The sequence below is a fragment of the Sphingorhabdus sp. genome (assembly GCF_046292425.1).
Lineage (GTDB): Bacteria > Pseudomonadota > Alphaproteobacteria > Sphingomonadales > Sphingomonadaceae > Sphingorhabdus_B.
The window spans coordinates 19,890-44,887 of record NZ_JBKBQV010000007.1 but is presented as its reverse complement, the minus strand read 5'-3'; the positions used below and the strand labels follow the sequence as shown (position 1 = coordinate 44,887).

The window sequence follows — 24,998 nt, the reverse complement described above, 5'->3', positions numbered from 1 at the left end:
CGCGGGCAAAATCACGCAGCTATTTAACCAACTATCGAAATGCACTTTGCCATGCTTCCACACGGCGTCTAAGGCACGGCAAATCCTCTGCATGGGAAACTGGTAAGTTTATGGCCACGGCAATGTCTTTGATGAACAAGCGACGGTTCCTCCCGCTCTTCGTCACCCAGTTTCTGAATGCCTTCAACGACAATTTCTACAAAATGGCTATGGTGATTTTGGTCACCTACGAAATCTATTCAGACCCCACGCGCGAGGCGAATTTTAACGCGATCGCAGGCGCGCTTTTTATCCTGCCGTTTTTTCTGTTTTCGGCAGTGGCAGGTCAATTGGCTGACAGTATCGAAAAGACGAAGGTTATCCGGATGGTGAAATCGGCCGAGATTTTCATCATGCTTTTTGGTGCAGCCGGTATTTACCTGCACAATATCCCGCTCATGCTCGCCGCTTTGTTCGCAATGGGCGTGCATTCGACCTTTTTCGGGCCAATCAAATATGCCATTTTGCCTCAGCATCTGGAAAAGGATGAAGTGCTTGGCGGCACAGGTCTTGTCGAGGCAGGCACCTATCTTGCCATCCTCGGCGGCACGATTGCGGGTGGTATCATTCCGGGCAAAATTGCGGGCGTTTGCATCATCATCGTTGCCATCATTGGTCGCGTGACCGCCCAATCCGTTCCAGCCGCTCCGCCGGAAAGCGATGCGCCCACCGCAAAAATGGACTGGAACATTTTCCGCAGTAGTTGGCGGCTGGTGCGCGATACGATGCATATCCCGCATCTGTTCATGGCCATCATGGCCATCAGCTTTTTCTGGGGCATAGGCGCAGTTCTCGGCTCGATCTTTCCGCCAATGGTGAAAAATGCGATTGGTGGCGACAACACCGTCGCAACGCTGTTCACGGCGTTCTTTTCGATTGGGATCGCTATTGGCTCAATTGCTATTAATCGTCTGCTAAAGGGTACGGTTTCCGCAAGATATGCGCCGGTGTCGGTAATTGTAATGGGACTGTTCGTTCTCGACCTGTGGTGGACCGTCAGCCATTGGGGGCCAGTCGGACCAGAGTTGATGGACTGGTACGCCTTCCTGATGCTTGGCAAGGGTGAACGAATGATTGTCGATTTGCTTGGCATCGCCATCGCCGGTGGCATGTTCGTTGTCCCGCTCTACGCATTTTTGACAACAACAGTTGCAAAGTCACAGACGGCGCGGACGATTGCTGCCAACAATATCGTCAATTCAGGCGCGATGGTCATTGGTGCCATCATTTACAGCCTGCTTGTCAGCGCAGGCGTCAGCATTGCAGATACTTTGTTCATGATTGCAGCAGCCTGCTCGGTGTCGGCATGGATCGCGTGGCGACTTCACAAAGCCTGCGATGTTGCTGCCCTTCAGGTCACGCAATAAAGCTGGTAATCGCCACGAAAAACGCGCTGAAGCTCAGCATGAACAAATGCGTGTCTTCCTTTCGCCACCAGGATTTCGGTCGCGGCGCGGTGAGGACCAAGCCGGTAGAAGGTGGCGGGAGCATGCGGCGCAACGGGTGGCGCGCGGCTTCGTTATAGCTGACCAATCGTCTTTTCATCATCATGGGACGTTAACGTTTTGTTAGGGATTATGGCTATCTGAAAATGATACCGGATTTGGCGCAAAAATGGACTGTCCCGAATTGCGACAGCCGTTAATGTTATTTTTGCCATATTCCAACGGATAGGTTGGCGGGCGATAACGCAGTCTGTTAGACTGCGCAGAGTAATCTGGAGGCTGTTGGTGATGGAAAGAATAGCGCAAATTCAACGCACTGGCGGTCCCGACGTGATCCAGTGGTCCGATGTCCAGCTTGCAGAGCCTGGCCCCGGCGAAGTTCGGATGCGAAATCGAGCAGTCGGCCTCAATTTTATCGACACCTATCATCGCAGCGGACTTTATCCGATAGCCTTGCCAAGCGGCTTGGGCATGGAGGCCGCCGGCATAATCGAAGCCATCGGCGAAGGCGTTAGCGATTGGCGCGTCGGCGACCGGGTCGCCAGCTTTGGCCCCAATATTGGTGCATATTCGACAGCACGCAACATCGCCGCCAACTGTCTGTTTCTAGTACCGGACGAGATCGGCGACGAAGTCGCCGCGGCGGGTTTGCTCAAGGGATGTACGACCGAATTTCTGGTGGAACGCTGCGCCAAGGTTCAGCCGCAATGGGACGTCCTCGTTCATGCCGCAGCCGGCGGTGTGGGCTTGCTGCTCGTGCAATGGTTGAAACATGTTGGTGCGCGCGTGATCGGTACCGTCAGTACCGATGAGAAGGCTGCGCTCGCCCGAGCCGCGGGTGCAGACCATGTTATCCTTTACGGCAAGGAAGACGTCGCACGACAGGTTCGTGAACTGACAGACGGCAAGGGCGTCGAGGTGACGTTCGACGGCGTCGGGCTTGATACATGGGAGACGTCGATCAACGCCACTGCGCGGCGCGGCCTGATCGTCAGTTACGGCAATGCAAGCGGACCCGTCACTGGCGTTAACCTCGGGTTATTGGCACAAAAAGGTTCGCTCTACGTCTCGCGGCCTACCTTGTTTGACTATTACCACAACCCTGCCGAGCGGGCGGCGGGCGCAGAATATGTGTTTGACATGTTCCGGCAGGGCATCATCGAAATGACCATTGGGCAACGCTACGCGCTCGAAGATGCAGCGCAGGCACATCGCGATCTGGAGACACGCAAGACCATTGGCTCGTCGGTGCTGATCCCGTAAATGACATAGACCAATCCGAAGAAGGGGGCTTCATGAATATCACAGGCAAGAGCGTCCTGGTGACGGGTGGGACAGACGGTATCGGTCTGGAAATCGCGCGCCAGTTATTGGCAAAAGGGGCCAGCGTCATCATATGCGGTCGCCGCGAAGAGCTATTGGTGTCAGCGCGCGAGGAGGGCTTGGAGGCTATTCAGGCGGACCTCTCGACCGCCGCTGGTTGCGCCGCGCTGGCCGCGACATTGGCGAACCGGCCAATCGACATGCTGATTAACAATGCCGGGATGAGCGGAAATTTCGCGCCTGGCGAACCGCTTGACCTTGCCTTGACCGACAAGGCCATCTTCCTAAACCTTAACGCACCCTTGCACCTGATCGGGCATTTCCTACCGACATTGCTTCAAAGGCCAGAGGCAGTCATTGTCAATGTGACGTCAGGCCTTGCCATTGCCCCGCGCGCTGGCGGCCCGGTCTATTGCGCCACCAAGGCTGGCCTGCGCAGCTTTACGCAATCGCTCCGCCACAATTTGCGCGACACTAACGTACATGTGATTGAAGCGCTTCCGCCTGTGGTTGACACTGCGATGACGCGTGGGCGCGTGAACGGAAAGAAAATATCGGCCAAGCAATGCGCGGCAGAGATCGTCGATGCGATTGCCACCAATGCCAAGGAAGCCAATGTCGGCATGGTAAAGCTGCTTCGGCTTGCTTATTCCATTTCGCCAGCACTCGCACGACGCATCATGATCAAATATTGATGGTCAGCATTCCACGACGTTGACCGCCAGACCGCCAAGGCTGGTTTCCTTATACTTCGAACGCATATCCTCGCCGGTTTGACGCATGGTTTCAATGACTGCGTCGAGGCTGACAATGTGCGAACCATCGCCTTGCAGCGCGAGATAGGCAGCGTTAATTGCCTTGATCGCGCCCATCGTGTTGCGTTCAATGCACGGTATTTGCACCAGCCCGCCAATAGGATCGCAGGTGAGGCCCAGATTATGTTCCATGCCGATTTCGGCCGCGTTTTCGACCTGCGCGTTGCTTCCGCCAAGCGCCGCGGCCAGTCCGGCGGCCGCCATCGAGCAGGCCACGCCAACTTCGCCCTGACAGCCCATTTCCGCGGCGGATATTGACGCATTGGTTTTATACAGGAAGCCGATCGCGCTTGCCGTGGTCAGCAACAGGCGGCTTCCTTCCGGTGTTGGATTGGCGGTGAATATTTCATAATATTTGAGAACGGCGGGAATGACGCCCGCTGCGCCGTTGGTCGGGGCTGTCACCACCCTGCCCCCGGCCGCATTCTCCTCGTTTACCGCAAGCGCCCAGAGGCTGACCCATTCAAATACGGTCGAAGGGTCGCTGCGTGGTCCTCGCTCCACCAGCCGTTCGTGCAGGCATTTGGCGCGGCGCTTCACATTCAGGCCGCCCGGCAAAATGCCGTCCTTTGCAATCCCGCGCTTGATACAAGCGAGCATGGCAACGCGAACTTCGTCGATGAAGGCGCGGGTCTCCGCCTCGCTACGCCACGCAGCTTCATTGGCCTCGACAATCGCGCCAAAGGTCATGCCAGTGTCATTGCCCATGGCCAGCAAATCTGCGCCTGAGGCAAATGGATGTGGCAGGACAAAATTTAGCCGTGGCGCATCTGCGTTTTCGCGCTTGATCGCGCCGCCGCCGATGGAGAAATAGGTCTCGCTACATTCCGACCCATCGCCATAGATCGCGGTAAAGCGCATCGCATTTGCATGACCCGGCAGGAATTCGCCTTTACGAAACAGCAGATGCTGACTTTCGACAAAGCTGATGTCTACTTTGCCCGCTAGCTTCAGACTGTCGGCATGACGGATAGCGGCAATGATGGACGCGATGTCATCGGGATCAGTGCCTTCAGGTGTAAATCCCGATAGACCAAGCAATATCGCGGTATCGGTGGCATGGCCATGTCCCGTCAAGGCGAGCGAGCCAAACAGTTCGCAGATAAGCTGGCCGACATCGGGCCGGATCAGCACCCGCTCCGCAAAATCGCGCGCGGCACGCATTGGCCCCACAGTATGCGAGCTTGAAGGCCCGATACCAATGGTGAACAAGTCCGTGATGCTAAAAGATTGCGACATTTGACGCTACGGCATTAACAGCGCTACGCGTTTCCACAACCGTTTTAGTTGCAGATGAAACCAATGTTGCGCCGAACCGAAGAAGCGGATTTCCTTGCTCGTCAGAGCACATGCGGAAATATCGGAAATCTAGGTGGTGCCCCAGGCCCGACTCGAACGGGCACTCCTTTCGGAACAGGATTTTGAATCCAGCGCGTCTACCATTCCACCACTGGGGCACATATTTAACGGGCAAACCCGTCGAAGCGGAGGTCGCTCTAACCGAGCCTCCGCTACGATGCAAGTGCATCCTTACGTCTTCGGCTCGCCTTATTTCTTCAGCTCTTTTGCGAGCGTCTTGAGCGTGGCCTTGCCATAAGGTGCCTTGAAGCCGCCGATGCCGGCAACATCAATGCCAGTCTGACGATATACCGCGCGCATGTGGCTGAATGTCCTGAACCCGTCAGCGCCATGATAATTGCCCATGCCCGATGGGCCAACGCCGCCAAAAGGCAGATCTTCCATCGCATTATGGAAGATGACGTCGTTGACGGTAACCCCGCCAGAGATCGTCCGCGACAACACGCGTTCTTCCTCGGCTTTGTCCGATCCAAAATAATACAGGCCAAGCGGGCGGTCATGTGCATTCACATAGTCAATTGCCTCATCCATCGACGAATAGGTCATCACGGGCAGTATTGGCCCAAAAATTTCCTCCTGCATGACTTTCATATCGTCAGTTACGTTGCGGACTATGGTCAATGGCATTTTGTTGCCGTTTGACGATTCAAAGTCTTCGCCGGCAGGATTGACTTCAATCAGTTCCGCACCTTTTTCCCGTGCGTCGGCAAGGTAGCCTTGCAGCCGTTCATAATTGCGGCCGTTCACGACGGATGTGTAGTCGTCATTGTGCAGCAATTTGGGATATTGCGCTGTCACACCGGCTTTTACCGCTTCAATGACATCATGTTCCTGATCGCCTGCCACCAGCAGATAATCCGGCGCGAGGCAGATTTGTCCGGCGTTCATCATCTTGCCAAGCGCGATGCGCTCGCCAGCCTTTTTCTTGTCGGCGCTCCGGCTCACGATCGTCGGCGACTTGCCGCCAAGTTCAAGCGTGACGGGCACCAGATTGTCGGCGGCTGCGCGCATGATATGCCGGCCGACCCCAGTGGCGCCGGTAAAAATCATATGGTCAAAGGCTAGTTTGGAAAAGGCCATGCCAATTTCTGCGTCGCCGGTAAAAACCGCCATTTCTTCTTCGGCAAAATATTTCGGTACAATTTCTTCAAACAAGGCGGACACGCGCTCGGTGAACTCTGATGGCTTTATCATGGCGCGGTTGCCGGCGGCAAGGATGCCCGCCATGGGCACCATGACCATGCCAACGGGGAAGTTCCATGGCGCAACGACGCCGACAACGCCCTTCGGTTGATAAATAACCTCGGCCTTTGCGCCAAGCAACCCAAGCGGAAAGGTCGGTTTACGCTTCTCGCCTTTCGCCCAGCTTTCAAAATGTTTCCTCGCATGCTTCATTGCGCTCACCGATGGCATGATATCAGTCAGCAGCGTTTGTTCGCGGCTGCGATGGCCAAAATCTGCAGAGACCGCCTTTGCAAAATCCTCCGCATGATCAATCAGCATGGCAATGGCGCGGTCGATACGATCGCGGCGCACGGACATGGATTCAGGCATCGCCGCGGTAAACGCTGTACGCTGCTTCTGGAGCACGGCTTGCATTTTTGCGGTCATTTTTCTCTCTCCATTTAATCAGTTGATGAATTGCTAGCGCGAAGCGTTGCACATTGAAACCATTTTGGCATTTCGAGGTCATCAACTCCCAAGACGTGGCGAACTGTTGGAGTAAAGACGACGAGGCCGGACAATTCGCAGAAGATATCGCAAACCCGCCAATCCTAACGTCTATGACTAACCGGGTCGCAGAGCCATCGCCACACACTTTTCCCCATGCATGTATCAATATGCTTTTTGCTATGAATCCATAAACATTTGAAATATCATATTTTTATGAACAATAACTGAGTCGGACCTACTGGCCTTGGGGCAATCCGCTTGATCAATGAAGGGGATTATTATGTTAAACGACCCTGAATCAATTGCCATGATGGAGTTCGTCCGGTCTGTCGGTACAAGGGGCATAGAGTCGACTGGCGCGACGCGGGTCAACTACACCGGTGGACTGTATAATGTTTCGGGCAGCACCGACGACCCCAAACATGTGCCAAACAACAATGGCGTGGCCTGGAAGCAATTGCTCATCAACTATGGCATCAATGGTCAATGCTATGTCACAAACGCGAATCCCGGAGGGTCGCACCCGGACTTTTCGGTTGGCGGACATATGACGCCAAACCAGAATGGCGTCGTGGCCACTGGTGGCGTCTGCTATCTTATGCCCCTATGTCACTGGCACAATAGCACGAGCCGGAATGGTGTACTGTTCAGTCATACGAACAGCAACATGTTGCGTCTCTCCGGATACATGCAGGGCGAGCTCGCCCTAACATTTCAAATACGCCTGCCAAGCAGCGAACCCTTTGCCCTGCTTTGCAAGAAAGATGGCGAATGGAGCTATCGCGACCTCTCGCAAGCGGAAGCCAAGAGCTTCGACGCGCTGCCAAGCGCCATTAGGCCGGAACATTACATCCTGATCGAGCGGGTCCGCGGCGAGGAGACGCTGCATTACATCAGGGATCAAAATCTGCCCGTCTAACTAATGCAAATCTTTCGCTGATCCCGCTAAAAAAGGCGGCGCGCCTAATTTGCGTGGCGCTGGCTAGGCTGTTTGAACGTTGCGCGACCTGCTTGCGCGACAGCCTGCAGTTTCGTGACGAAGCCGAGTGAGTCCGCAATTTCGCTTGCAAGGGTCTCATCAAGCGGCACCGAGTTGTCCGGCGGGGTGATTTGAAGCCAGGCACCGATAACCTGAGGCGCAGCGATTTTGAAAGCGTACGTCCCGGCTTGAGAGTAGCTGCCGGACGATTTGGTATCCGAACTGGAGGATTGCTGTTCGGAAACGCTGAAGCAGAAGAAACCGCCGCCCTGCGTGCTGTTGGATGATGACTGCTGCTCGAATGCATTGGTCTTCGCACTGTCGTAGCTGAACTTGATAGTGACGTCCTTTACGAGCAACAGTGCAACCGGGTACGCCGGAAAGGGGCCTTGGTTGAGGGCCCGGGCAGCCATGCCACCCGAGGTCCCCGGCGCACTTCCGCCCAGCTCCTGCGGAACAATGAGATCGCGGGTCCATCCGCCTTCCGGCGGCGTCGGAGTTGTCAGCGGATCCTGGCTAACGCGAAAATAGTTCGACGACATGTTGAAAAGCTCCGGGTGCATCCATGGCCTCTGGATGACAACCTTCGTCGCGAGCATACCGATCTGGATCGTGGAGTCCTGCTTCATATAGTTAGACGCGAAAGAGGAAGAAGCTTCGCTGCTCTCTCCACCGGCACTGCCGAAGAACAGGTCGACGCTCCAGTTCATCTGCTCATAAGAGGTCGTTGCCGTCGATGAGGTCGCCATGGAGCTGGCGTTTACGCTGAGTGTAATCTCGCTCCACCGCTGATTAATCGCGGAAGCGGCATTGCTTGGCATAACGGGATCGAGCACCGGGCCGTCCTTGAAGGCAGGGTTGGCGCCAGCCGCCAACTGTTGCGCGCGCGCGGCTGACGATGCGAGGTCGGCCGCTTTCTGGACGACCAGCGCCAGCTGCGAGGTTAGCTGGTCCACAACCGGCTGAATCATGCTTTTAAGTCCCGCGCCGTTCTTGCTGTTCAGATAGGCAGTCGCCTTACTGGCCAGATTGTATCCGGCGGAAACCATGCTGGAATTGGATGTGATCAGGTCGCTTTGGCCTTTGCCAATGTCACCGATGATCGCATCAACCTGCTCCTGATTCAGGTCAGCGGGTTCGTTGCCCGCTGCGATGTCCATGTCTTGCTTGGCTTGGTTGATTTGCCCGAGGGTGGTTTCGTCCTGTTTATTGTTCATATAGATTTGAACAGCAGTCACGGCATTGTTTGTGTAGGTGCTCAGAGTGCTATCGACTGCTGCGGAGTAGGTGTTTCCGGCATCCTCGAAAGCAGCAAGGGCGGCGGCAATGTCAGCTGCCTGTCCAGCAGGAATTTGGGCAAGAATTGCCTGCCACCCGTAAATCTGCTGCTGAAGCACGGTGATTGCCGTGTCGAGCGCTGCCTGTTGCGCCTGCGGAGATGCAAGCAGATCGACGAAGGTCATGGACGAAGTCAAAATACTTCCCCAATCCGCTGGAATGGCTTGCGTAACCACATAGTCATTCCCGATCGACGACGGTACGGGAATCGTTGCATTCGCCAGGTCGTTGCGTGCGCGCAGGAGGGCTGCAGCTTCTTGAGTGCCCAATATCGACAGCGCGTCCTGAAATGCATTGAGCGGAAACTCGGCAATCAACCTGTCATATGCCGCATTGATCGAGTCGATATAGGGTTGGGCGTTGATCCCATACCATTCGACATATTCAGCGAACCAATTGGCATCACCGCTTGCCTTCAGCTGCTGGATTTTCGTTGTCTGCTGATCGTCCCATTGCTGTCGGCGAGAAGTCCATATTCCATTCAGATAGTTAAATTGATCAAGTAACGTCATGCTGACCAACTTGCCGTCAATCGACATTTGCGTAACTTGACTCAGACGGTCACGGAGGATCGATTGCAGCGACAGCAGGCTCGCGTTTGGAACAATGCCATAGCGTTGAATGGCCTGCGCATAACGATCCGATACACGCGTTCCGTCAGGTTGCGTGATCGTACCGACCGGATAATGCTGGTCGAATAACAGGGATTGGGCAATGCTCGCGAGAATTCCGTCTACACCATTGTCGTCGAGTCCATCATAGGAGTGGGGGTCCAATATTGTGCCAGGCCAGATAAGCGAGAACACCTGAGACTCGTTGGTATTACCAAAGATGCTCACGAATTTCTGATAGATGGCATCGACAGGGCTGAGGATTAGTTGATCGCCATCCCGACCTAATTTTTGCATTGGCAACCTAGTACCCGCCGTGCCTCGACCTTTCGTCGGGTTTGGCACGACATTCTTCTCGCCAGGCACAACTGGCGTCGATTTGCTTCCCATGGTCACTGGCAAACTCCCCGCTATCCAAGATCCAGACGATCTGCGAATCGTCAACGTAAGGCTGTACCCGCTCTGGATAAAACATCAATAAATCAATTTGTTATGATACTTGTCGTTGGTTCATCCATAGGGTTGTCGAGGAATTTAAACGGGCGGCGCGTCTAAAAAAAAAGTGTGCGCGATGATTGCTGCACGCTATTTTTTGAACCGCGTGCATTTTGCGATTATTTTCTCTCGCCGTTTAATCAGTTGATGAATTGCTTGCGTGAAGCGTTGCACATTGAAACCATTTTGGCGTATCGGTGATGCGAACACGCGCAAAGCGTGACCAGACATTGGAGAGAACATGATCGAGGCCGGTAAGAAGTGGACGCCACCTGCGGGTTGGCCGGTGATGACACGCGACCAGGTGAAGGCCGCATTGTGCGCACCAGCTATGCCATTCGAAATGGACACGGTAGAGATTGAAGGCGTGCCAACGCGGGTTTGGAAAAACGCACTACCCAATCTCGCCGTCCTTGCCGAACATGCAAAGGCGGCATTCGGCGAACGTGAATTTGTTGTGTATGAAGATGAACGCGTGACTTATGCGGGCTGGTATCGCGCAGTGGCCACGCTGGCGCATGCGCTTCAGGCGCGAGGCGTGAAAAAAGGTGACCGCGTGGCGCTTGCCATGCGCAATCTGCCCGAATGGCCCGTTGCCTTTTTTGCAGCCGCCGTAACTGGCGCTATTGTCGTGCCGTTGAATGCATGGTGGACGGGCGAAGAACTCGCTTTTGGTATGGCCGATTCCGGCGCAACCGTTCTGATTTGCGATACCGAGCGTTGGGATCGCATGGCACCGTTCAGGTCAGATATGCCTGCGCTCCAGCATGTGCTTGTCACGCGCGCCGGTGAAGCAGCAATGGCAGCGCCAGCAATCGCGCTCGAAAATATCATTGGCAGCCCGAAAAACTTTGCTGACCTGCCAGATATGTCCTTGCCCGAAGTGTCGATTACGCCAGATGATGCCGCGACGATATTTTACACCAGCGGCACTACCGGAAAACCGAAAGGCGCGCTTGGTTCCCATCGTAATCTGCTCACTAACGGGCTTTCCAGCGCATATTCGGGGGCGGCAACTATGCTGCGCCGCGGTGAACCTTTGCCCGAACCTAGCATCAGGGCCGGCTTGGTTGTCATTCCGATGTTTCATGTCACCGCCTGCTCGGCATCGATGATTCCCACAATTCAGGCAGGGCACAAGATCGTGTTCATGCACAAATGGGATACGGTGAAAGCATTCGAGATTATCGAGCGCGAAAAAATCAATGCCACCGGCGGCGTGCCATTCATCGCCTGGCAATTGATAGAACATCCCGACCGCGACAAATATGATCTGAGCTCGATCGACGCCATCAGCTATGGCGGAGCGCCTTCTGCGCCCGAACTTGTGAGCAAGATTTACGAAATATTCGGTGCATTCCCGGGCAATGGCTGGGGCATGACGGAAACGATGGCAACGGTCACATCGCACGTCGCCGAAGATTATCTCAACCGTCCCGACAGCTGTGGTCCGCCCGTGGCTGTCTCCGACCTCAAAATCATGTCGGAGGATGGAAAGACTGAACTGCCGGTCGGCGAGGTCGGCGAATTGTGGGCACGTGGTCCGCAAATCGTCAAGGGCTACTGGAACCGCCCCGACGCCACGGCAGAGACTTTCGTCGATGGATGGGTGCGTACCGGAGATTTGGCGCGCCTAGATGAAGAAGGCTTTTGCTTCATCGTTGACCGCGCCAAGGACATGATCATTCGCGGTGGCGAGAATATCTATTCGTCCGAGGTTGAAAACATCCTGTACGAGCATCCGGCGGTTACTGACGCTGCTTTGGTGGGCATTCCGCACCCGACATTGGGTGAAGAACCCGCTGCCGTCGTGCATCTGGCGCCGGGCATGAGTGTCAGCGAGGAGGAGCTTCGCGGTTACGTCAGCGAGCGATTGGCCAAGTTCAAGGTGCCGGTGAAAATCATATTCACGCAGGATACCTTGCCGCGCAATGCCAATGGCAAGATCCTCAAGCGTGATTTGAAAGCATTATTCTAACGGACGGCCCGACCGATTCAGATTTGTTTTTGATGCTGCGCCGCACTATATGCCAGTAAATCGAAATCAAAGGAATCTCCCATGAGCCATGCTGACCCTGTCGTAATCCTGTCCTACGCCCGCACACCCATGGGCGGGATGCAGGGGGCGTTGGCGGAAGTCGCCGCGACCGATCTGGGCGCGACTGCGGTGAAAGCTGCGGTTGAGCGTTCGGGCGTCGACGGCGCAATGATCGAGCGCATCTATATGGGTTGCGTCTTGCCGGCTGGCTTGGGTCAGGCCCCAGCGCGACAGGCCGCAATAAAGGCCGGTCTGCCCAAATCGGTTCAGGCCACGACAGTCAACAAGGTATGCGGATCCGGTATGCAGACCGTTATCATGGGCAGCGAAGCTCTCGCTGCTGGCTCAGTAGATTATGTCATCGCCGGCGGCATGGAAAGCATGACGAACGCGCCTTATATATTGAAAAAGCATCGCGGCGGCGCGCGCATCGGACATGACACGGCGTATGACCATATGTTCCTCGATGGCCTTGAAGACGCCTATGACGCCGGCCGCGCAATGGGCACATTTGCGCAGGACACTGCTAACGAATATCAACTGACCCGCGAGGCGCAGGACGCGTATGCGATTGAATCGCTGCGCCGCGCGCAAAGTGCAATTGCCGACGGTGCGTTCAAGCAGGAAATCGTTGCCGTGACCGTAGCTACCCGGAAGGGGGATGTGATTGTTGACACCGACGAGCAGCCCGGCAAGGGCATGCCTGACAAGATTCCGACGCTGAAGGCTGCCTTTGCCAAGGACGGAACGATTACCGCAGCAACCAGCTCGTCAATCTCCGATGGTGCTGCTGCACTGGTGCTCACCCGGCAGTCGGTCGCGGATGCCAATGGGCAAACACCAATTGCACGCATTGTCGCTCATGCCGCCCATGCGCAGGAGCCATCGGCGTTCACCACTGCACCGGTCGGCGCGATCAACAAATGCCTTGAAAAAGCCGGCTGGGCTATCAGCGATGTTGACCTGTTCGAAGTGAACGAGGCTTTTGCCTGCGTCGCCATGTTCGCGATGCATGATCTGGGCATTCCGCATGATAAGATTAACGTCCATGGCGGGGCGACTGCACTCGGCCATCCCATCGGAGCTTCGGGCGCGCGGATCATCACTACTTTGGTCGCCGCGCTTCAACGCCATGGCAAGAAGCGTGGACTTGCGTCGCTCTGCATCGGCGGGGGCGAAGCGACCGCGCTGGCGATCGAGCTTGTCTAACTGATACAATTCGCGACACTAATGTCCGGTTTCTGAACGGGTTATTCTCCTCTCGTTCACGGTCGAAAGTCCATCTTGGGAACGTCAACGCAAATGTTGCGTTTACCTCGAGACGAAGGACAGAAGACCATGAAGACCAAATTATTGATCGCAGCGGTCATCGCCAGCACATTAACTCCAATGGCGGCGCAGGCCCAGACACGCGAATTGCAGCGCGATCGTCAGGATATTCGCGAAGAGAAACGGGATCTCCGTGAAGCCCGCCGCTATGGTGACCGTCGCGATGTTCGCAATGAACGCCGTGATGTGCGTGACGCCCGTCAGGAATATCGTGAAGATTGGCGCGAATATCGGCAGAAAAACCGTCGTGCATTTCAGGCAACACGCTTTGATGCGCCCTTTCGCTACCGCAGCTTCAACGATGGCGTAACCATAGGCGCAAATTACTATGCGCCACGCTATCGGGTCGGCAATTATCAGAATTACCGCCTGCCCAACCCGGGTCGTTTGCAGACATATGTTCGTCATTACAATGATGTGCTGTTGGTAAACACCCGCACTGGCCGTGTGATTAGAGCCTATCGCGGCTTTTACCTCTAAAGCGTTCAATCCTCCCTGAACGCTTTGGGCCGTCGGAGAAATCCGGCGGCCCTTTATTTTTGACGGCTGCGCGTTAAGGTCAGCCCATGGATATCGTTTTCGTCTTGTTCGACAATGTCACACAGCTAGATTTTACCGGGCCAGTGCAGTTTTTATCCCGCCTGCCCGGCGCAACAGTGCATGTGGTGACAAAAGATGGCGAAGCGGTCACGACAGACTGCGGCTTTGACATCTTGCCACGCTCCAGCTTTGCCGAGTGCCCGCAAGCAGAGATATTATGCGTCCCCGGTGGCCATGGTGTGCGCGAGGCCATTGCAGACACAGCGATTGTCGATTTCGTCCGCCAGCAGGCGAAGGGCGCGGAGTATATAACCAGCATATGCACCGGCGCGTTCATCTTGGGCGCAGCGGGACTGCTTCAAGGCAAGCAAGCAACCTGCCATTGGGCGTACACGCAGTTGCTTCCCCTGTTCGGCGCAACGCACCAGCCAGCGCGGGTTGTGCGCGATGGCAATTTGATAACCGCAGGGGGTGTGACCTCAGGCATTGATTTCGCGCTTGAGCTAATTGCTGCAATCGCGGGCGAGGAAATGGCCAGGACGATTCAATTGGCGCTCGAATATGATCCCGCGCCACCCTTTGGCGGCGGCTCGCTTGCGCGTTCCTCTGATGAAATCGTCGGTAATTTGCGGGCGCGTGTATACGACAAAGCCGCTTCCGAAATGAAAATTGCTATCCAAAATATAATTTAATCCATCAGTTAATTCGCACTGGACGCAGGCGTTTCATCGGCATAGCCTCTCTGTTCGGGAGAGAAAAATCATGAAAAGAAAGCTTTTGGTCGCTGCCGCAATTGTAAGCGCGACGTTGATGCTGGGGTCCTGCCAAAAAAAAGCGGCAGTTGAATCCGATATTCCAGCCTTTGCCGCTATTGACGGCGAGTATCTGAAAACCGGTGGTGACGGTTCCAATTGGGCGATGACCGGCTTCAATTATGATGAGCAGCGGCACAGCCCCCTTACCCTCATTAACGACAGCAATGTGCAAGATTTGGGCATTGCGTGGTTTGCAGACTTGCCCGATGCGCGCGGTCAGGAAGCGACCCCAGTCGTGGTCGATGGCAAGATGTTCGTATCGACCGCTTGGTCAAAGGTCTTTGCCTATGACGCCAAAACCGGCAAGCCCTTGTGGAACTTTGACCCAGAGGTCGACAAAGCGCGCGGCGTGAAAGCGTGTTGCGACGTCGTCAATCGCGGAGTCGCTTTCTGGAAGGGCAGTGTATTTGTCGGCACGATTGACGGACGTCTAATCTCGCTCGATGCCAGCACCGGAAAACAGAATTGGAGCGCACAGACACTCGATCTGGAATCGAACGGGACAATTACCGGCGTTCCCCGCGTTGTGAAGGATAAGGTCGTTATCGGTTTCGGCGGCGCTGAATTTGGCGCGCGGGGCTATGTTACGGCTTATGATGCGGCGACCGGCGAACAGGCATGGCGTTTCTACACGACACCCAATCCCAAGGGCGAACCTGACAACGCCGCCAGCGACGAGATATTGAAAACTGCCGCGACCAGCACGTGGAGCGCAAAGCCCAAAAAGGGTGACTGGCGTGAAAGCGGCGGCGGCGGCACGGTCTGGGACGCAATTGTGTATGATGCCGAGCTTGATCAGCTTTATCTGGGTGTTGGCAATGGCAATCCGTGGAACCACGGGATCCGGTCGAATGGTGAAGGCGACAATCTGTTTCTGTCATCAATCGTGGCGCTGAAACCCGATACCGGCGAATATGTATGGCATTATCAGGAGACGCCAGCGGAAAGCTGGGACTACACAGCCACTCAGCCCATCATATTGGCAACGGAAAAGCGGGACGGTAAGGAACGCAAAGTCCTTTACCATGCACCCAAAAACGGCTTCTTCTTCACCATCGACCGCCTGAATGGAAAGTTGTTGTCGGCCAATCCGTTCATTGACGGCATCACTTGGGCAACGGGTTACGACCTTAAAACTGGACGCCCGATCGAGAACCCTGAAGCGCGCTATGAAAAGACGGGCAAGCTGTACATGGCGAACCCGTCTGCATTGGGTGCCCACAACTGGCATCCGATGAGCTTCAACCCCGCTACCGGGCTGGTCTATATCCCGGCCTTGTATATCGGCGGAGCCTATTTGCCGCCGGTCGCGCCAAACGAGCAGGATCGTAAAAGGCTTGGTTTTAACACGGGTGGCGCAATGGCGACCGCTGACCTTCCCGACGACACCAATTTCGTCAAGGCAGTGAAAGCTGCGACAACGGGCAAGCTGGTGGCGTTTGACCCCAAAACGGGGAAAGCGAAATGGACCGTCGACCACCCTGCATCATGGAATGGCGGGACCATGACCACGGCAGGCAATCTTGTCTTCCAGGGAACGGCCATGGGCGAATTCCGCGCTTATGCTGCTGACACCGGTAAGCAATTGCTCAACCTTAACGTACAGTCCGGCGTTCTGTCTGGGGCTTCAACCTACACGGTGGATGGCGAGCAATATGTTGCCTTTCTGACCAGCAAGGGGGGCGCATTTCCGCTCGTTGCCGGCTATGCAGGGGCAACGAGTGCAGCCGTGCCCAACCTGCCACGTTTGATTGTGCTGAAGCTCGGTGGCGAAGTCACCCTACCCGCTTTGCCTGAAACGCCCGCTTATACTTGGGCACCGCCAAAGCAATTTGGCGCGCCAGCGGACATCGCCGCGGGTGGGTCAAATTTCCAGCGCTATTGCCTCGTGTGCCACGGCCCGGGTGCGGTTGGAAATGGCGTGCTGCCCGACCTGCGCAAATCAAATACTATCGCCGATGCCGATTTATGGAAATCGGTGGTCATTGACGGTATTCTAAAAGGCAATGGCATGGTCAGCTTTGCCAGCGTACTTACCCCGAAAGAGGCTGAACAAATGCGGGCCTATGTGATCAGCCGCGCGCATTATGCCAAGACGAATGACGCAGCGTTGAGTGCGAGTGCCAAGAAGGCGGAAAAGTAACTAACTGCTGCCCATGAATCTGGCATATGCCTAATTTTTAGGCAGGTGCATTTGATACCGTGGGTAAAAATCAAGAGTTTGTGTACCGGACCAACTGGCACGATACTTGATATGTAAACAACATCATCCGCGCGCGCGGAGCCTCCGCCTCACGCGGCACACAGGAGAAAGCCATGAAAAAGATCGAAGCGATCATAAAACCGTTCAAGCTGGACGAAGTTAAAGAGGCGCTGCACGAGGTTGGCGTTTCCGGCATCACCGTAACCGAAGCCAAGGGTTTTGGACGGCAAAAGGGCCATACTGAACTGTATCGCGGCGCCGAGTATGTTGTCGACTTCCTGCCTAAGGTGAAGCTTGAGGTTGTAGTTGAAGACGGCCTGGCTGACCGCGTTGTAGAAGCTATCGCCGCTGCCGCGCAAACCGGACGCATTGGCGACGGCAAGATTTTCGTTATCCCCGTTGAGACCGCCTTGCGCATCCGCACCGGCGAACGCGATAACGATGCCGTCTAAAAAGTCGAAATCAGCCAAAAAAGACAAGCAGAAGAAGGAACGCAATATGGGTACGTCAGCCAAGGACATTATCAAACGCATCAAGGATGAGGAAATCGAGTGGGTCGATGTGCGCTTCACTGACCCCAAGGGCAAATGGCAGCATCTGACTATGTGCGCTGGCGTCATCGGCGAAGATGAACTGGAAGATGGCCTGATGTTCGACGGCTCGTCGATTGAAGGCTGGAAGGCGATCAATGAATCCGACATGATTCTGAAGCCCGATCTTGAAGCGGTTTATATTGATCCATTTTCGGCCACGCCGATGATGATCATTTTCTGCGACATCGTTGAACCTTCGACTGGCGAACTCTACAGCCGTGACCCGCGTTCAACCGCCAAGCGCGCCGAAGCCTATCTGAAAACGACTGGCATCGGTGACACTGTCTATGTCGGACCTGAAGCCGAATTCTTCATGTTCGATGATGTGCGTTTTGAAAACAGCTACAACACGTCTTACTACAAGATTGACGATATTGAGCTGCCTACTAACAGCGGCACCAAATATGAAAGCGGCAACATGGGCCACCGCCCGCGTGCCAAGGGCGGCTACTTCCCGGTTGCGCCCGTTGACAGCGCCATGGATATCCGCGGCGAAATGGTTTCAACGATGTTGGAAATGGGCCTGCCCTGCGACAAACATCACCATGAAGTTGCTGCAGCCCAGCATGAACTTGGCCTGACCTTCGGCACATTGACTCAGACCGCCGACCGTATGCAGATTTACAAATATGTCGTGCATCAGGTTGCGCATGCTTATGGCAAGACCGCAACGTTCATGCCTAAGCCAATCAAGGAAGACAATGGCTCAGGTATGCATACCCATTTGTCGATCTGGGAAGGCAAGACCCCGCTTTTCGCAGGCGATGGCTATGCTGGTCTATCGGAAATGTGCCTGTATTTCATCGGCGGCATTATCAAGCATGCCAAGGCTATCAACGCCTTCTCCAACCCGACGACCAACAGCTACAAGCGTCTGGTGCCCGGCTATGAAGCGCCTGTGTTGCTCGCTTATTCTGCGCGCAACCGTTCGGCCTCATGCCGCATCCCATATGGAGCAGGCGCCAAGGCAAAGCGCGTTGAGGTCCGCTTCCCGGATGCCATGGCCAACCCGTATCTGTGCTATGCCGCATTGTTCATGGCTGGCCTTGACGGTATCCAGAACAAGATCCATCCGGGCGAAGCAATGGACAAGAATCTCTATGACCTGCCACCTGCAGAACTGGCCGAGGTTCCAACCGTTGCTGGGTCCTTGCGCGAGGCGCTCGATTCACTGGCCGCAGATCACGACTTCCTGTTAAAGGGCGACGTGTTCTCGAAGGACCAGATTGAAAGCTATATCGAACTGAAAATGGAAGACGTCGCCCGTTGGGAAATGACGCCTAGCCCCGTCGAGTTTGACATGTACTATAGCTACTGATCCTAACGCATCGGATCATAGCTAAAGGCCCGGCAGTTGGGGGACTGCCGGGCCTTACTTTTGATCATTATTCAAATTGCCGATCAAATGATCAGTATCTGCGCGCCTGACGCCAGTTCTTGTCGAGGCGTTTGGTTAACCGGTCGAGACGCTTGTCTATGGTATTCTCTTCACGCTGCGTGAAACGGCCATCACGGTTGAATTGACGGTTTTGCGCTTCAATCGCTGACAATTCCCGACGTGCATATTCCGCAGTTGCCTGGTTAATCCGCCGTGCCTGCACGCCCGAACGCACATATTCGCGCATCCAAATGATCCGCGTCGAAATATCCGTCGGCATCTGGTTCAGGTCATACTGGCCCGAGCCAGGACGATATTGGTTATCTGCACGATTATCGTTCGACTGATAATTGTTACTACGCGTCGATACCCAGCGGCCGCGGGCATCGTAATAGCCATAAGTTCGGCCAGCGACCCAGCGTCCATTGGTGTCATAATAGCCAGGCTGCTCGACCGCATTCCAATTAGGGCTATTTTCATTGGCATAACCCGTATCGCCAGCGATCCAGCGTCCACGGGCATCATAACGGCCGCGCGTGGGCCCAGCGACCCAACGTCCATTGGTATCATAATATCCAGTTGCCGTGCCGCCTACCCAGCGGTTGTTGCGATCATAATAGCCTACTGATGATGCAGGAACCCAATGGCCGTCCCGGTCGACATAGCCCGCAGTATCACGGTCACCGTTAGAAATAACCCAACGGCCATTGTCATAATAGCCGTTCGGCGGGCCATCGACCCAGCCACCATTGCGGTCATAATAGCCACGCGCTTCGGACGCGTTTACACCGGTTGCATGCCAGCGACCCTGCTCGTCGTAAAAGCCATAGGCACTGCGGCAGTCTCCACGATCCGATTTGCTGACTTGATTGCCAACCACGGCGCCAACGATGGCACCAATGATTGTGCCTTCGGTCTTGTCGCCACGTCCGGCGATGACATTGCCCAGGACACCACCTGCGCCTGCACCAACGGCAGTACCGATGATGCGACCGTTGCCGTCACGTTTGCAACCGTCATCCTGCGCCATGGCCACAGAAGGGGTGAGAATAGCAAGCGCTACGCCTGCGAGAAATATGGGACTTTTCATAAGATTCTCTTTTCACGTAATTGTTTCGTGAAAGCGTAATCAATGCCGGGTCCTAATGTTCCATTTTCGCCGCCCAACCGACGGCCACGCTCAGTCCTTAAAGTCCCGCTTCTACCGCAATGCGGATGGCGTCTGCAGTGGTGGCAGCGCCAAGCCGGTCCATCAACAGGGCGCGGTGCATCTTGACTGTTTGCTCGCTGAGACCAAGTCTGAACGCGATTTGTTTATTCAAATGGCCAAGCGCCATTTCCGCCAGAACTTCGCGCTGCCGCCGCGACAATGTCTTTACCGCAAACGCCGCTGCAATCCGGCGATTTTCGTGAGTCTTCGGCGCAGTGGGTTCCAGCTCAACCTGTGAGCCCAGAAAAAATTCAAGCTCGCCCTCTTCATCAAACATTGGCGCCACCAGCACCGCGTTGCGAAAGGGTGTGCCGTCGCGTTTGTAGTTCAGAATTTCAACGAGCACCGGCGCGTGTCGCTCGACACCTCTGCGGATCGCTTGCGTCAACCAGGGCTCAGTTGCCGGACCGGCCAGAAATTTGCAGTTCCGACCAATGATTTCGTGTTCGGCATAACCAGTCAGTTCAATAAACGCCTTGTTGCACGCTACGATTGGATTGTCCTTTTGGCGCGGGTCACTTATCACCGACGCTATCGGGCTATTTGCGATCAGAGCGTCCAACCGCTCGGTAATTCGGTCAATAACGACCAATGGCTTTGCCTCCAAATTGCAAACCAGACATGAAGCGCTTGGAGCACCTCATCCTACAGCCTGCGCCCAGCCCGCAATATCGGCAAAACATGGTATAAAGGGTAGGTTGTTGCAAAAGGCCGAAAGCGTATTTCCCCTCCCAACCCGTGCGCATTCGCCGGGTCGCCAAAGGGGATAAATATGGAAAACCTTTCATTTGGCCAATACTCATTGGTCTACAACGCATTTTCATTCACATTTGCCACAATGGCAGCAACGACGCTGTTCCTGTGGCTTGGCCGTTCGCAAGTCGGTCACGCATATAAGACAGCCTTGACGATTTCTGGCTTGGTCTGTGCCATCGCCGCCTATCACTATTTGCGCATTTTCCAGAGCTGGGAAGGCGCATTTAACATTGAGCAAGGCGTCACCGGCGATTTCAACGTCACCGCAAGCGGTTACGCGTTTAACCAAGCCTATCGTTATGTCGATTGGTTGTTGACCGTGCCATTGTTGTTGATCGAACTCATCCTCGTGATGCGTTTGACCGAAAAAGAAACCGTGTCGAAGTCGCTGAAGCTCGGCGGTGCGGCTGCATTGATGATCATTCTGGGCTACCCAGGTGAAATCGCAACCGACATCCCGACCCGCGTATTGTGGGGCACATTGTCCGCAATTCCATTTGTATACATCATCTGGCAATTGTTTGTCGGCTTGGGCGCATCTATTGAAAACCAGCCAGAAAACGTACGTGAACTGGTGAAGAAGGCGCGTTTGCTCACCTTCGCATCATGGGGTTTCTACCCAATCGTGTACATGATCCCCTACACAAACTTGAGCGGTTCGAACGTAACCGTCGGTGTAGAAGTCGGCTACACAATTGCTGACTTGATCGCAAAGGCAGGCGTCGGCGTCTTGATCTACATGATCGCAGTACGCAAGTCGCAAGCCGAGTACGGCGATAAGGCCGTCGGGTAAGAAATGGATGTGGGCTGCTTCGGCAGCCCACGCTCCGTCATGATTAGCTTACCGATCCCGAAGTTCACAGGCGCAACGTTCCCGAAACCGTTGCGCCTGTGGGCACTTCCAGCAGTATCATTGCTGCTGATCGCTGTTGACCGTTTCTTTGGAGGTATGGACAGCGTACAGGCCAACATGCTGGCCGCTATCGCCATCGTGCTCGCAGGTATCCCGCACGGTACCTTGGACGTCGAAATCGCTGCTGCCCATTTCGGACAACACGGCATCATCGGCAAAGCCAATATCATTGGCAGCTATCTTGGCTGTGCAGCGGCCATGGTGTTTTTGTGGCTTCAAATCCCCGAGCTTGCGCTTGTCACGTTCCTCATCATCTCAATCGTGCATTTCAGCCGCGATTGGCGCGGTGGGGTCGATCCGTTTCTGGCTATGATGGTCGGATGGGCGCTGGTCGCATTGCCTGCGCTTGCCAGCCCTGACGATGTGGCGATGATATTCGCAGCGCTCACGGGCAGTGATAATGGCAAAGTCATTGCGGCCCTGCTCGGCGCCGCGTCGGTGCCGGCGGCGTTGGGCAGCTTGGTCTTCGCGTATTGGGCAATCAGGCATAATGACACGCAAAGCGCGCTTGAGGTGCTGGCCTGTATCGTCGCTGCCTTGTTTCTGCCGCCGCTGGTGGCATTTGCGCTATTCTTTTGCGGCCTGCATTCGCCACGGCATATGGCAGATGCTTTGCGCGCGACCGGTGCCCTTTCCCCGCTCAAGAAAACAGCAATAATTTTTGCAGTGTTCGCGCTGTCTTTGGGCCTCGGTGTGTTGATGTTTCTATATCAAGGCGAGGTTGCGGCTGACATGGGCGTAATTCGCGCGGCATTTATCCTCATCTCCACGCTGACCGTGCCCCATTTTATCCTTGAACATATTCTATCACGCAAGCAGTCCGCCTGATTGTCCGCGTCAACGCTCTTGCCTCATTTGGCAAATCGCGCCACATCGGGCTGGTCTTAAACGGGAGTATATTATGAATTTACGCGCCCTCATGCTGTGCAGCGGCTTTGCCCTTGTCGCACTTTCGCCAGCAGCGCATGCCCGGTTGTCCGCCCCCGAAACGAAGATGGTGGCAACGGTCGACGCTGAGTATGAACGCTCGGTGGCCTTGCTTGAAAAGCTGGTGAACCAGAACTCCGGCACGATGAATTTTCCCGGCGTTAAGACCGTAGGCGACATGATGCGCGAGGAACTGGAGCCGCTGGGTTTCAAGGTCGAATGGCTCGATATGTCAAAGGCAGGTCGTGCCGGCCATCTTGTCGCGAAGAAAGCCGGTAAGAAGGGTAGCAAGAAGCTTTTGCTCATTGCCCATCTCGACACCGTGTTTGAGGAGGATAGTCCATTCCAGACCTTTGTACGCAACGGCGATGAGGCGGTCGGCCCCGGCGCTGGAGACGATAAGGGCGGGATGGTTGTCATTGTATCCGCACTGCGCGCAATGCAGGCTGCAGGCACACTGAAGGACGCAGCAATCGAGATACATATGACAGGTGACGAGGAGGATGCAGGCGATCCCATCGACATCACTCGAGCGCCATTAATTGCAGCAGGCAAGATTGCTGATGTCGCACTCGATTTTGAAGGGCTGTCCATTGAAGATGGCAAAGATATGGGCGTCATTTCGCGGCGGTCATCAAACAGCTGGAAACTAGAAGTGTCCGGTGTCACGGGGCACAGCTCGCTTATCTTTGATTCGACATATGGCGACGGCGCGGTCTTTGAACTTGCGCGCATCTTGCACCGGTTCCGCACTGAGCTGCCGGAGCAGAACCTGACGTTCAATGTCGGCCTTGTGGCAGGCGGCCAGGAAGCAAGCTTAGATGCCGACGGCGTGCGCGTTAGCGCGAAGGGCAAGACAAACATAATAGCCGGTGTCGCGGTGGCCCGCGGAGATTTCCGGACCTTATCAGAGGAACAGAGCGCGCGCGTTCGGGAAAAGATGATTGCCATCGCTGCAGCCTCCGCTCCGAAAACCAAAGCAACAATCAGCTTCGACCCCGGCAGCTACCCTGCCATGGCGCCGACCGACGGCAATAAGGCGTTGTTGGCGCACCTCAATACGGTCAACCGGGACCTTGGCCTCGCAGAACAGCCAGCACTCGACCCTCTCAAGCGGGGGGCTGGAGACATTAGCTTTGTCGCCAATGACGTCGATGGTCTCGTTGGCCTGGGCGCATACAGCAAGGGCGACCATGCGCCCGGCGAGACGGTAGATCTCACAAGCATAAGGCGCCAAGCCAAACGCGCAGCCATATTGATGACCCGGTTGTCGCGCGGGAAATAGCATCCGGAGGCCAGCTTCATTGCAACCTCCTTATGTCACGCCGCGCTCGCGTACCGATTACAAACAGGCTTGCAATGTAGGGTTTGGCATGACAGCGTGTATGGAAGCATCGTCAATCGTCAATGACGGCAGCCGCGTGCATTGGGCTCATCAGGACGCTCCCAAGTCCGGTTAGGTGAGACCTTAGTGTGACTTTCCAAAGAATGACGTCGTCGCCTTGGCGTGGGGGCGTTGAATATCTTGGCAGTGACCGCAGCTGTGCCAAGGAAACTGAGCTAGTTTTCTGCCTGCCCGGTGGGGATATTGTTGCCTGAACGCGCACAGTGGCTGGAATGGCCATAGGAAAGGCCAGTCACATCTTGTGGCCGCCTCTCACAAATGCGTGGTCGACACCTGACCCTTGAACCAAAAAAAGGCGGCGCATTTCTGCACCGCCCGTTTCTATGTCGATTCAATTTGAGGTCGTGAGACTACCGACCTTCACGCGCGGCCTTACCGAATACGCGATATTGTTCATTACCAACAAAACCGAATTTCGTAATGCCACTGCGCTTCACTGCGACCAATGCCTTGTCAACAGTGTCATAAGGCGCTGTTGGTGCTGGCTGAAACTGAAGCTCAGGTTCCGGGTTCATTGAAGTCGTCCGGACCAGAAACTGCTCCATCTGCTGCAATGTAACCGGGGTACCGTTCCACTGGATAGTGCTATCCGGAAGAATGACGATCTTGTTGATCACAGGATCGATCGGAACCTCAGGTGGTGGTGCATTGGGGTCATTGACCGGAAGGTCGATGTTTACGGCGTGCGAAACCGGGGGGATGGTGATCATCAGCATGATGAGGAGAACGAGCATGACGTCGATCAACGGCGTCGTGTTCATTTCCATCATCGGCTGGCCATCATCGTTACCGCCACTCATTGCCATGATGATT

The 24,998-nt window shown here is 55.2% G+C and carries 21 protein-coding genes and 1 tRNA gene; 14 read left to right on the top strand and 8 right to left on the bottom strand.

What is annotated here, in order from left to right; translation table 11 throughout:
* Window positions 1-110: 110 nt before the first annotated feature.
* Complete coding sequence (locus ACK4S7_RS02875; RefSeq protein ID WP_409644344.1) at window positions 111-1,406, top strand: MFS transporter; 1,296 nt, start codon at window positions 111-113, stop codon at window positions 1,404-1,406.
* Here ACK4S7_RS02875 and ACK4S7_RS02870 read toward each other — a convergent pair.
* A complete protein-coding gene (locus ACK4S7_RS02870) occupies window positions 1,396-1,590 on the bottom strand; it encodes a hypothetical protein (protein WP_409644342.1) in 195 nt (64 codons plus the stop codon). The genes ACK4S7_RS02875 and ACK4S7_RS02870 overlap by 11 nt on opposite strands.
* A gap of 182 nt (window positions 1,591-1,772) precedes the next feature.
* Between ACK4S7_RS02870 and ACK4S7_RS02865 the strand changes: the two genes are divergently transcribed.
* Together ACK4S7_RS02865 and ACK4S7_RS02860 are read left to right on the top strand one after the other, a co-directional pair.
* Window positions 1,773-2,747 (top strand): quinone oxidoreductase family protein, encoded by a 975-nt coding sequence (locus ACK4S7_RS02865; protein ID WP_409644397.1) that lies wholly within the window; start codon window positions 1,773-1,775, stop codon window positions 2,745-2,747.
* A 32-nt stretch (window positions 2,748-2,779) separates the two neighbouring features.
* Complete coding sequence (locus ACK4S7_RS02860) at window positions 2,780-3,502, top strand: SDR family oxidoreductase (RefSeq protein ID WP_409644340.1); 723 nt, start codon at window positions 2,780-2,782, stop codon at window positions 3,500-3,502.
* 3 nt (window positions 3,503-3,505) lie between these two features.
* On the opposite strand, the gene ACK4S7_RS02855 is transcribed toward ACK4S7_RS02860, so the two are convergent.
* The 3 genes from ACK4S7_RS02855 to ACK4S7_RS02845 all read right to left on the bottom strand — a co-directional run bounded on the left by ACK4S7_RS02855 (window position 3,506) and on the right by ACK4S7_RS02845 (window position 6,592).
* On the bottom strand, window positions 3,506-4,861 hold the full coding sequence (locus ACK4S7_RS02855; RefSeq protein ID WP_409644338.1) for an L-serine ammonia-lyase: 1,356 nt from the start codon (window positions 4,859-4,861) through the stop codon (window positions 3,506-3,508).
* Window positions 4,862-4,995: 134 nt separating this feature from the next.
* Window positions 4,996-5,079: transfer RNA gene (locus ACK4S7_RS02850), tRNA-Leu, on the bottom strand.
* 91 nt (window positions 5,080-5,170) lie between these two features.
* The gene (locus ACK4S7_RS02845) at window positions 5,171-6,592 is read right to left on the bottom strand and encodes a coniferyl aldehyde dehydrogenase (RefSeq protein WP_409644336.1); all 1,422 of its coding nucleotides are present in this window, start codon (window positions 6,590-6,592) and stop codon (window positions 5,171-5,173) included.
* A gap of 343 nt (window positions 6,593-6,935) precedes the next feature.
* Here ACK4S7_RS02845 and ACK4S7_RS02840 point away from each other — a divergent pair, with 343 nt between their 5' ends.
* Window positions 6,936-7,574, top strand: coding sequence for a hypothetical protein (locus ACK4S7_RS02840; protein WP_409644334.1), 639 nt, complete (start codon window positions 6,936-6,938; stop codon window positions 7,572-7,574).
* Window positions 7,575-7,618: 44 nt separating this feature from the next.
* Here ACK4S7_RS02840 and ACK4S7_RS02835 read toward each other — a convergent pair whose 3' ends face one another.
* Complete coding sequence (locus ACK4S7_RS02835; RefSeq protein WP_409644332.1) at window positions 7,619-9,973, bottom strand: hypothetical protein; 2,355 nt, start codon at window positions 9,971-9,973, stop codon at window positions 7,619-7,621.
* Window positions 9,974-10,319: 346 nt separating this feature from the next.
* Between ACK4S7_RS02835 and ACK4S7_RS02830 the strand changes: the two genes are divergently transcribed.
* From ACK4S7_RS02830 to glnA, 7 genes are all read left to right on the top strand, one after another.
* On the top strand, window positions 10,320-12,056 hold the full coding sequence (locus ACK4S7_RS02830; RefSeq protein WP_409644329.1) for a class I adenylate-forming enzyme family protein: 1,737 nt from the start codon (window positions 10,320-10,322) through the stop codon (window positions 12,054-12,056).
* A gap of 81 nt (window positions 12,057-12,137) precedes the next feature.
* On the top strand, window positions 12,138-13,325 hold the full coding sequence (locus ACK4S7_RS02825; RefSeq protein ID WP_409644327.1) for an acetyl-CoA C-acyltransferase: 1,188 nt from the start codon (window positions 12,138-12,140) through the stop codon (window positions 13,323-13,325).
* A 129-nt stretch (window positions 13,326-13,454) separates the two neighbouring features.
* Window positions 13,455-13,925, top strand: a complete 471-nt coding sequence (locus ACK4S7_RS02820) for an RcnB family protein (protein ID WP_409644325.1) — start codon at window positions 13,455-13,457, stop codon at window positions 13,923-13,925.
* Between the two features lie 86 nt (window positions 13,926-14,011).
* A complete protein-coding gene (locus ACK4S7_RS02815; RefSeq protein WP_409644323.1) occupies window positions 14,012-14,677 on the top strand; it encodes a DJ-1/PfpI family protein in 666 nt (221 codons plus the stop codon).
* A gap of 70 nt (window positions 14,678-14,747) precedes the next feature.
* Window positions 14,748-16,943 (top strand): PQQ-dependent dehydrogenase, methanol/ethanol family, encoded by a 2,196-nt coding sequence (locus ACK4S7_RS02810; protein ID WP_409644321.1) that lies wholly within the window; start codon window positions 14,748-14,750, stop codon window positions 16,941-16,943.
* 173 nt (window positions 16,944-17,116) lie between these two features.
* Entirely contained in the window at window positions 17,117-17,455 is a 339-nt protein-coding gene (locus ACK4S7_RS02805) for a P-II family nitrogen regulator (protein WP_125231011.1), read from the top strand.
* Window positions 17,456-17,501: 46 nt separating this feature from the next.
* Entirely contained in the window at window positions 17,502-18,914 is a 1,413-nt protein-coding gene (gene glnA / locus ACK4S7_RS02800; protein WP_409644319.1) for a type I glutamate--ammonia ligase, read from the top strand.
* A 91-nt stretch (window positions 18,915-19,005) separates the two neighbouring features.
* Here glnA and ACK4S7_RS02795 read toward each other — a convergent pair whose 3' ends face one another.
* Window positions 19,006-20,064 (bottom strand): glycine zipper 2TM domain-containing protein, encoded by a 1,059-nt coding sequence (locus tag ACK4S7_RS02795; protein ID WP_409644317.1) that lies wholly within the window; start codon window positions 20,062-20,064, stop codon window positions 19,006-19,008.
* Between the two features lie 97 nt (window positions 20,065-20,161).
* Entirely contained in the window at window positions 20,162-20,776 is a 615-nt protein-coding gene (locus ACK4S7_RS02790; protein ID WP_409644315.1) for a LuxR C-terminal-related transcriptional regulator, read from the bottom strand.
* Window positions 20,777-20,956: 180 nt separating this feature from the next.
* On the opposite strand from ACK4S7_RS02790, the gene ACK4S7_RS02785 reads away from it, so the two are divergent.
* The 3 genes from ACK4S7_RS02785 (at window position 20,957) to ACK4S7_RS02775 (ending at window position 24,065) form a co-directional block, all read left to right on the top strand.
* The gene (locus ACK4S7_RS02785; protein ID WP_409644313.1) at window positions 20,957-21,733 is read left to right on the top strand and encodes a bacteriorhodopsin-like; all 777 of its coding nucleotides are present in this window, start codon (window positions 20,957-20,959) and stop codon (window positions 21,731-21,733) included.
* A 39-nt stretch (window positions 21,734-21,772) separates the two neighbouring features.
* Complete coding sequence (locus ACK4S7_RS02780; protein ID WP_409644311.1) at window positions 21,773-22,681, top strand: Brp/Blh family beta-carotene 15,15'-dioxygenase; 909 nt, start codon at window positions 21,773-21,775, stop codon at window positions 22,679-22,681.
* A 73-nt stretch (window positions 22,682-22,754) separates the two neighbouring features.
* On the top strand, window positions 22,755-24,065 hold the full coding sequence (locus tag ACK4S7_RS02775) for a M20/M25/M40 family metallo-hydrolase (RefSeq protein ID WP_409644309.1): 1,311 nt from the start codon (window positions 22,755-22,757) through the stop codon (window positions 24,063-24,065).
* Between the two features lie 470 nt (window positions 24,066-24,535).
* Here the strand turns inward: ACK4S7_RS02775 and ACK4S7_RS02770 are convergent, their stop codons facing one another.
* The gene (locus tag ACK4S7_RS02770) at window positions 24,536-24,991 is read right to left on the bottom strand and encodes an ExbD/TolR family protein (RefSeq protein ID WP_409644307.1); all 456 of its coding nucleotides are present in this window, start codon (window positions 24,989-24,991) and stop codon (window positions 24,536-24,538) included.
* Window positions 24,992-24,998 lie beyond the last annotated feature (7 nt).

Bases quoted from the DNA above. Each gene is read 5' to 3' on its own strand.
- ACK4S7_RS02875 (WP_409644344.1), top strand. From the start codon at position 111: ATGGCCACGGCAATGTCTTTGATGAACAAGCGACGGTTCCTCCCGCTC.
- ACK4S7_RS02870 (WP_409644342.1), bottom strand. From the start codon at position 1,590: ATGATGATGAAAAGACGATTGGTCAGCTATAACGAAGCCGCGCGCCAC.
- ACK4S7_RS02865 (WP_409644397.1), top strand. From the start codon at position 1,773: ATGGAAAGAATAGCGCAAATTCAACGCACTGGCGGTCCCGACGTGATC.
- ACK4S7_RS02860 (WP_409644340.1), top strand. From the start codon at position 2,780: ATGAATATCACAGGCAAGAGCGTCCTGGTGACGGGTGGGACAGACGGT.
- ACK4S7_RS02855 (WP_409644338.1), bottom strand. From the start codon at position 4,861: ATGTCGCAATCTTTTAGCATCACGGACTTGTTCACCATTGGTATCGGG.
- ACK4S7_RS02845 (WP_409644336.1), bottom strand. From the start codon at position 6,592: ATGACCGCAAAAATGCAAGCCGTGCTCCAGAAGCAGCGTACAGCGTTT.
- ACK4S7_RS02840 (WP_409644334.1), top strand. From the start codon at position 6,936: ATGTTAAACGACCCTGAATCAATTGCCATGATGGAGTTCGTCCGGTCT.
- ACK4S7_RS02835 (WP_409644332.1), bottom strand. From the start codon at position 9,973: ATGGGAAGCAAATCGACGCCAGTTGTGCCTGGCGAGAAGAATGTCGTG.
- ACK4S7_RS02830 (WP_409644329.1), top strand. From the start codon at position 10,320: ATGATCGAGGCCGGTAAGAAGTGGACGCCACCTGCGGGTTGGCCGGTG.
- ACK4S7_RS02825 (WP_409644327.1), top strand. From the start codon at position 12,138: ATGAGCCATGCTGACCCTGTCGTAATCCTGTCCTACGCCCGCACACCC.
- ACK4S7_RS02820 (WP_409644325.1), top strand. From the start codon at position 13,455: ATGAAGACCAAATTATTGATCGCAGCGGTCATCGCCAGCACATTAACT.
- ACK4S7_RS02815 (WP_409644323.1), top strand. From the start codon at position 14,012: ATGGATATCGTTTTCGTCTTGTTCGACAATGTCACACAGCTAGATTTT.
- ACK4S7_RS02810 (WP_409644321.1), top strand. From the start codon at position 14,748: ATGAAAAGAAAGCTTTTGGTCGCTGCCGCAATTGTAAGCGCGACGTTG.
- ACK4S7_RS02805 (WP_125231011.1), top strand. From the start codon at position 17,117: ATGAAAAAGATCGAAGCGATCATAAAACCGTTCAAGCTGGACGAAGTT.
- glnA (WP_409644319.1), top strand. From the start codon at position 17,502: ATGGGTACGTCAGCCAAGGACATTATCAAACGCATCAAGGATGAGGAA.
- ACK4S7_RS02795 (WP_409644317.1), bottom strand. From the start codon at position 20,064: ATGAAAAGTCCCATATTTCTCGCAGGCGTAGCGCTTGCTATTCTCACC.
- ACK4S7_RS02785 (WP_409644313.1), top strand. From the start codon at position 20,957: ATGGAAAACCTTTCATTTGGCCAATACTCATTGGTCTACAACGCATTT.
- ACK4S7_RS02780 (WP_409644311.1), top strand. From the start codon at position 21,773: ATGATTAGCTTACCGATCCCGAAGTTCACAGGCGCAACGTTCCCGAAA.
- ACK4S7_RS02775 (WP_409644309.1), top strand. From the start codon at position 22,755: ATGAATTTACGCGCCCTCATGCTGTGCAGCGGCTTTGCCCTTGTCGCA.
- ACK4S7_RS02770 (WP_409644307.1), bottom strand. From the start codon at position 24,991: ATGGCAATGAGTGGCGGTAACGATGATGGCCAGCCGATGATGGAAATG.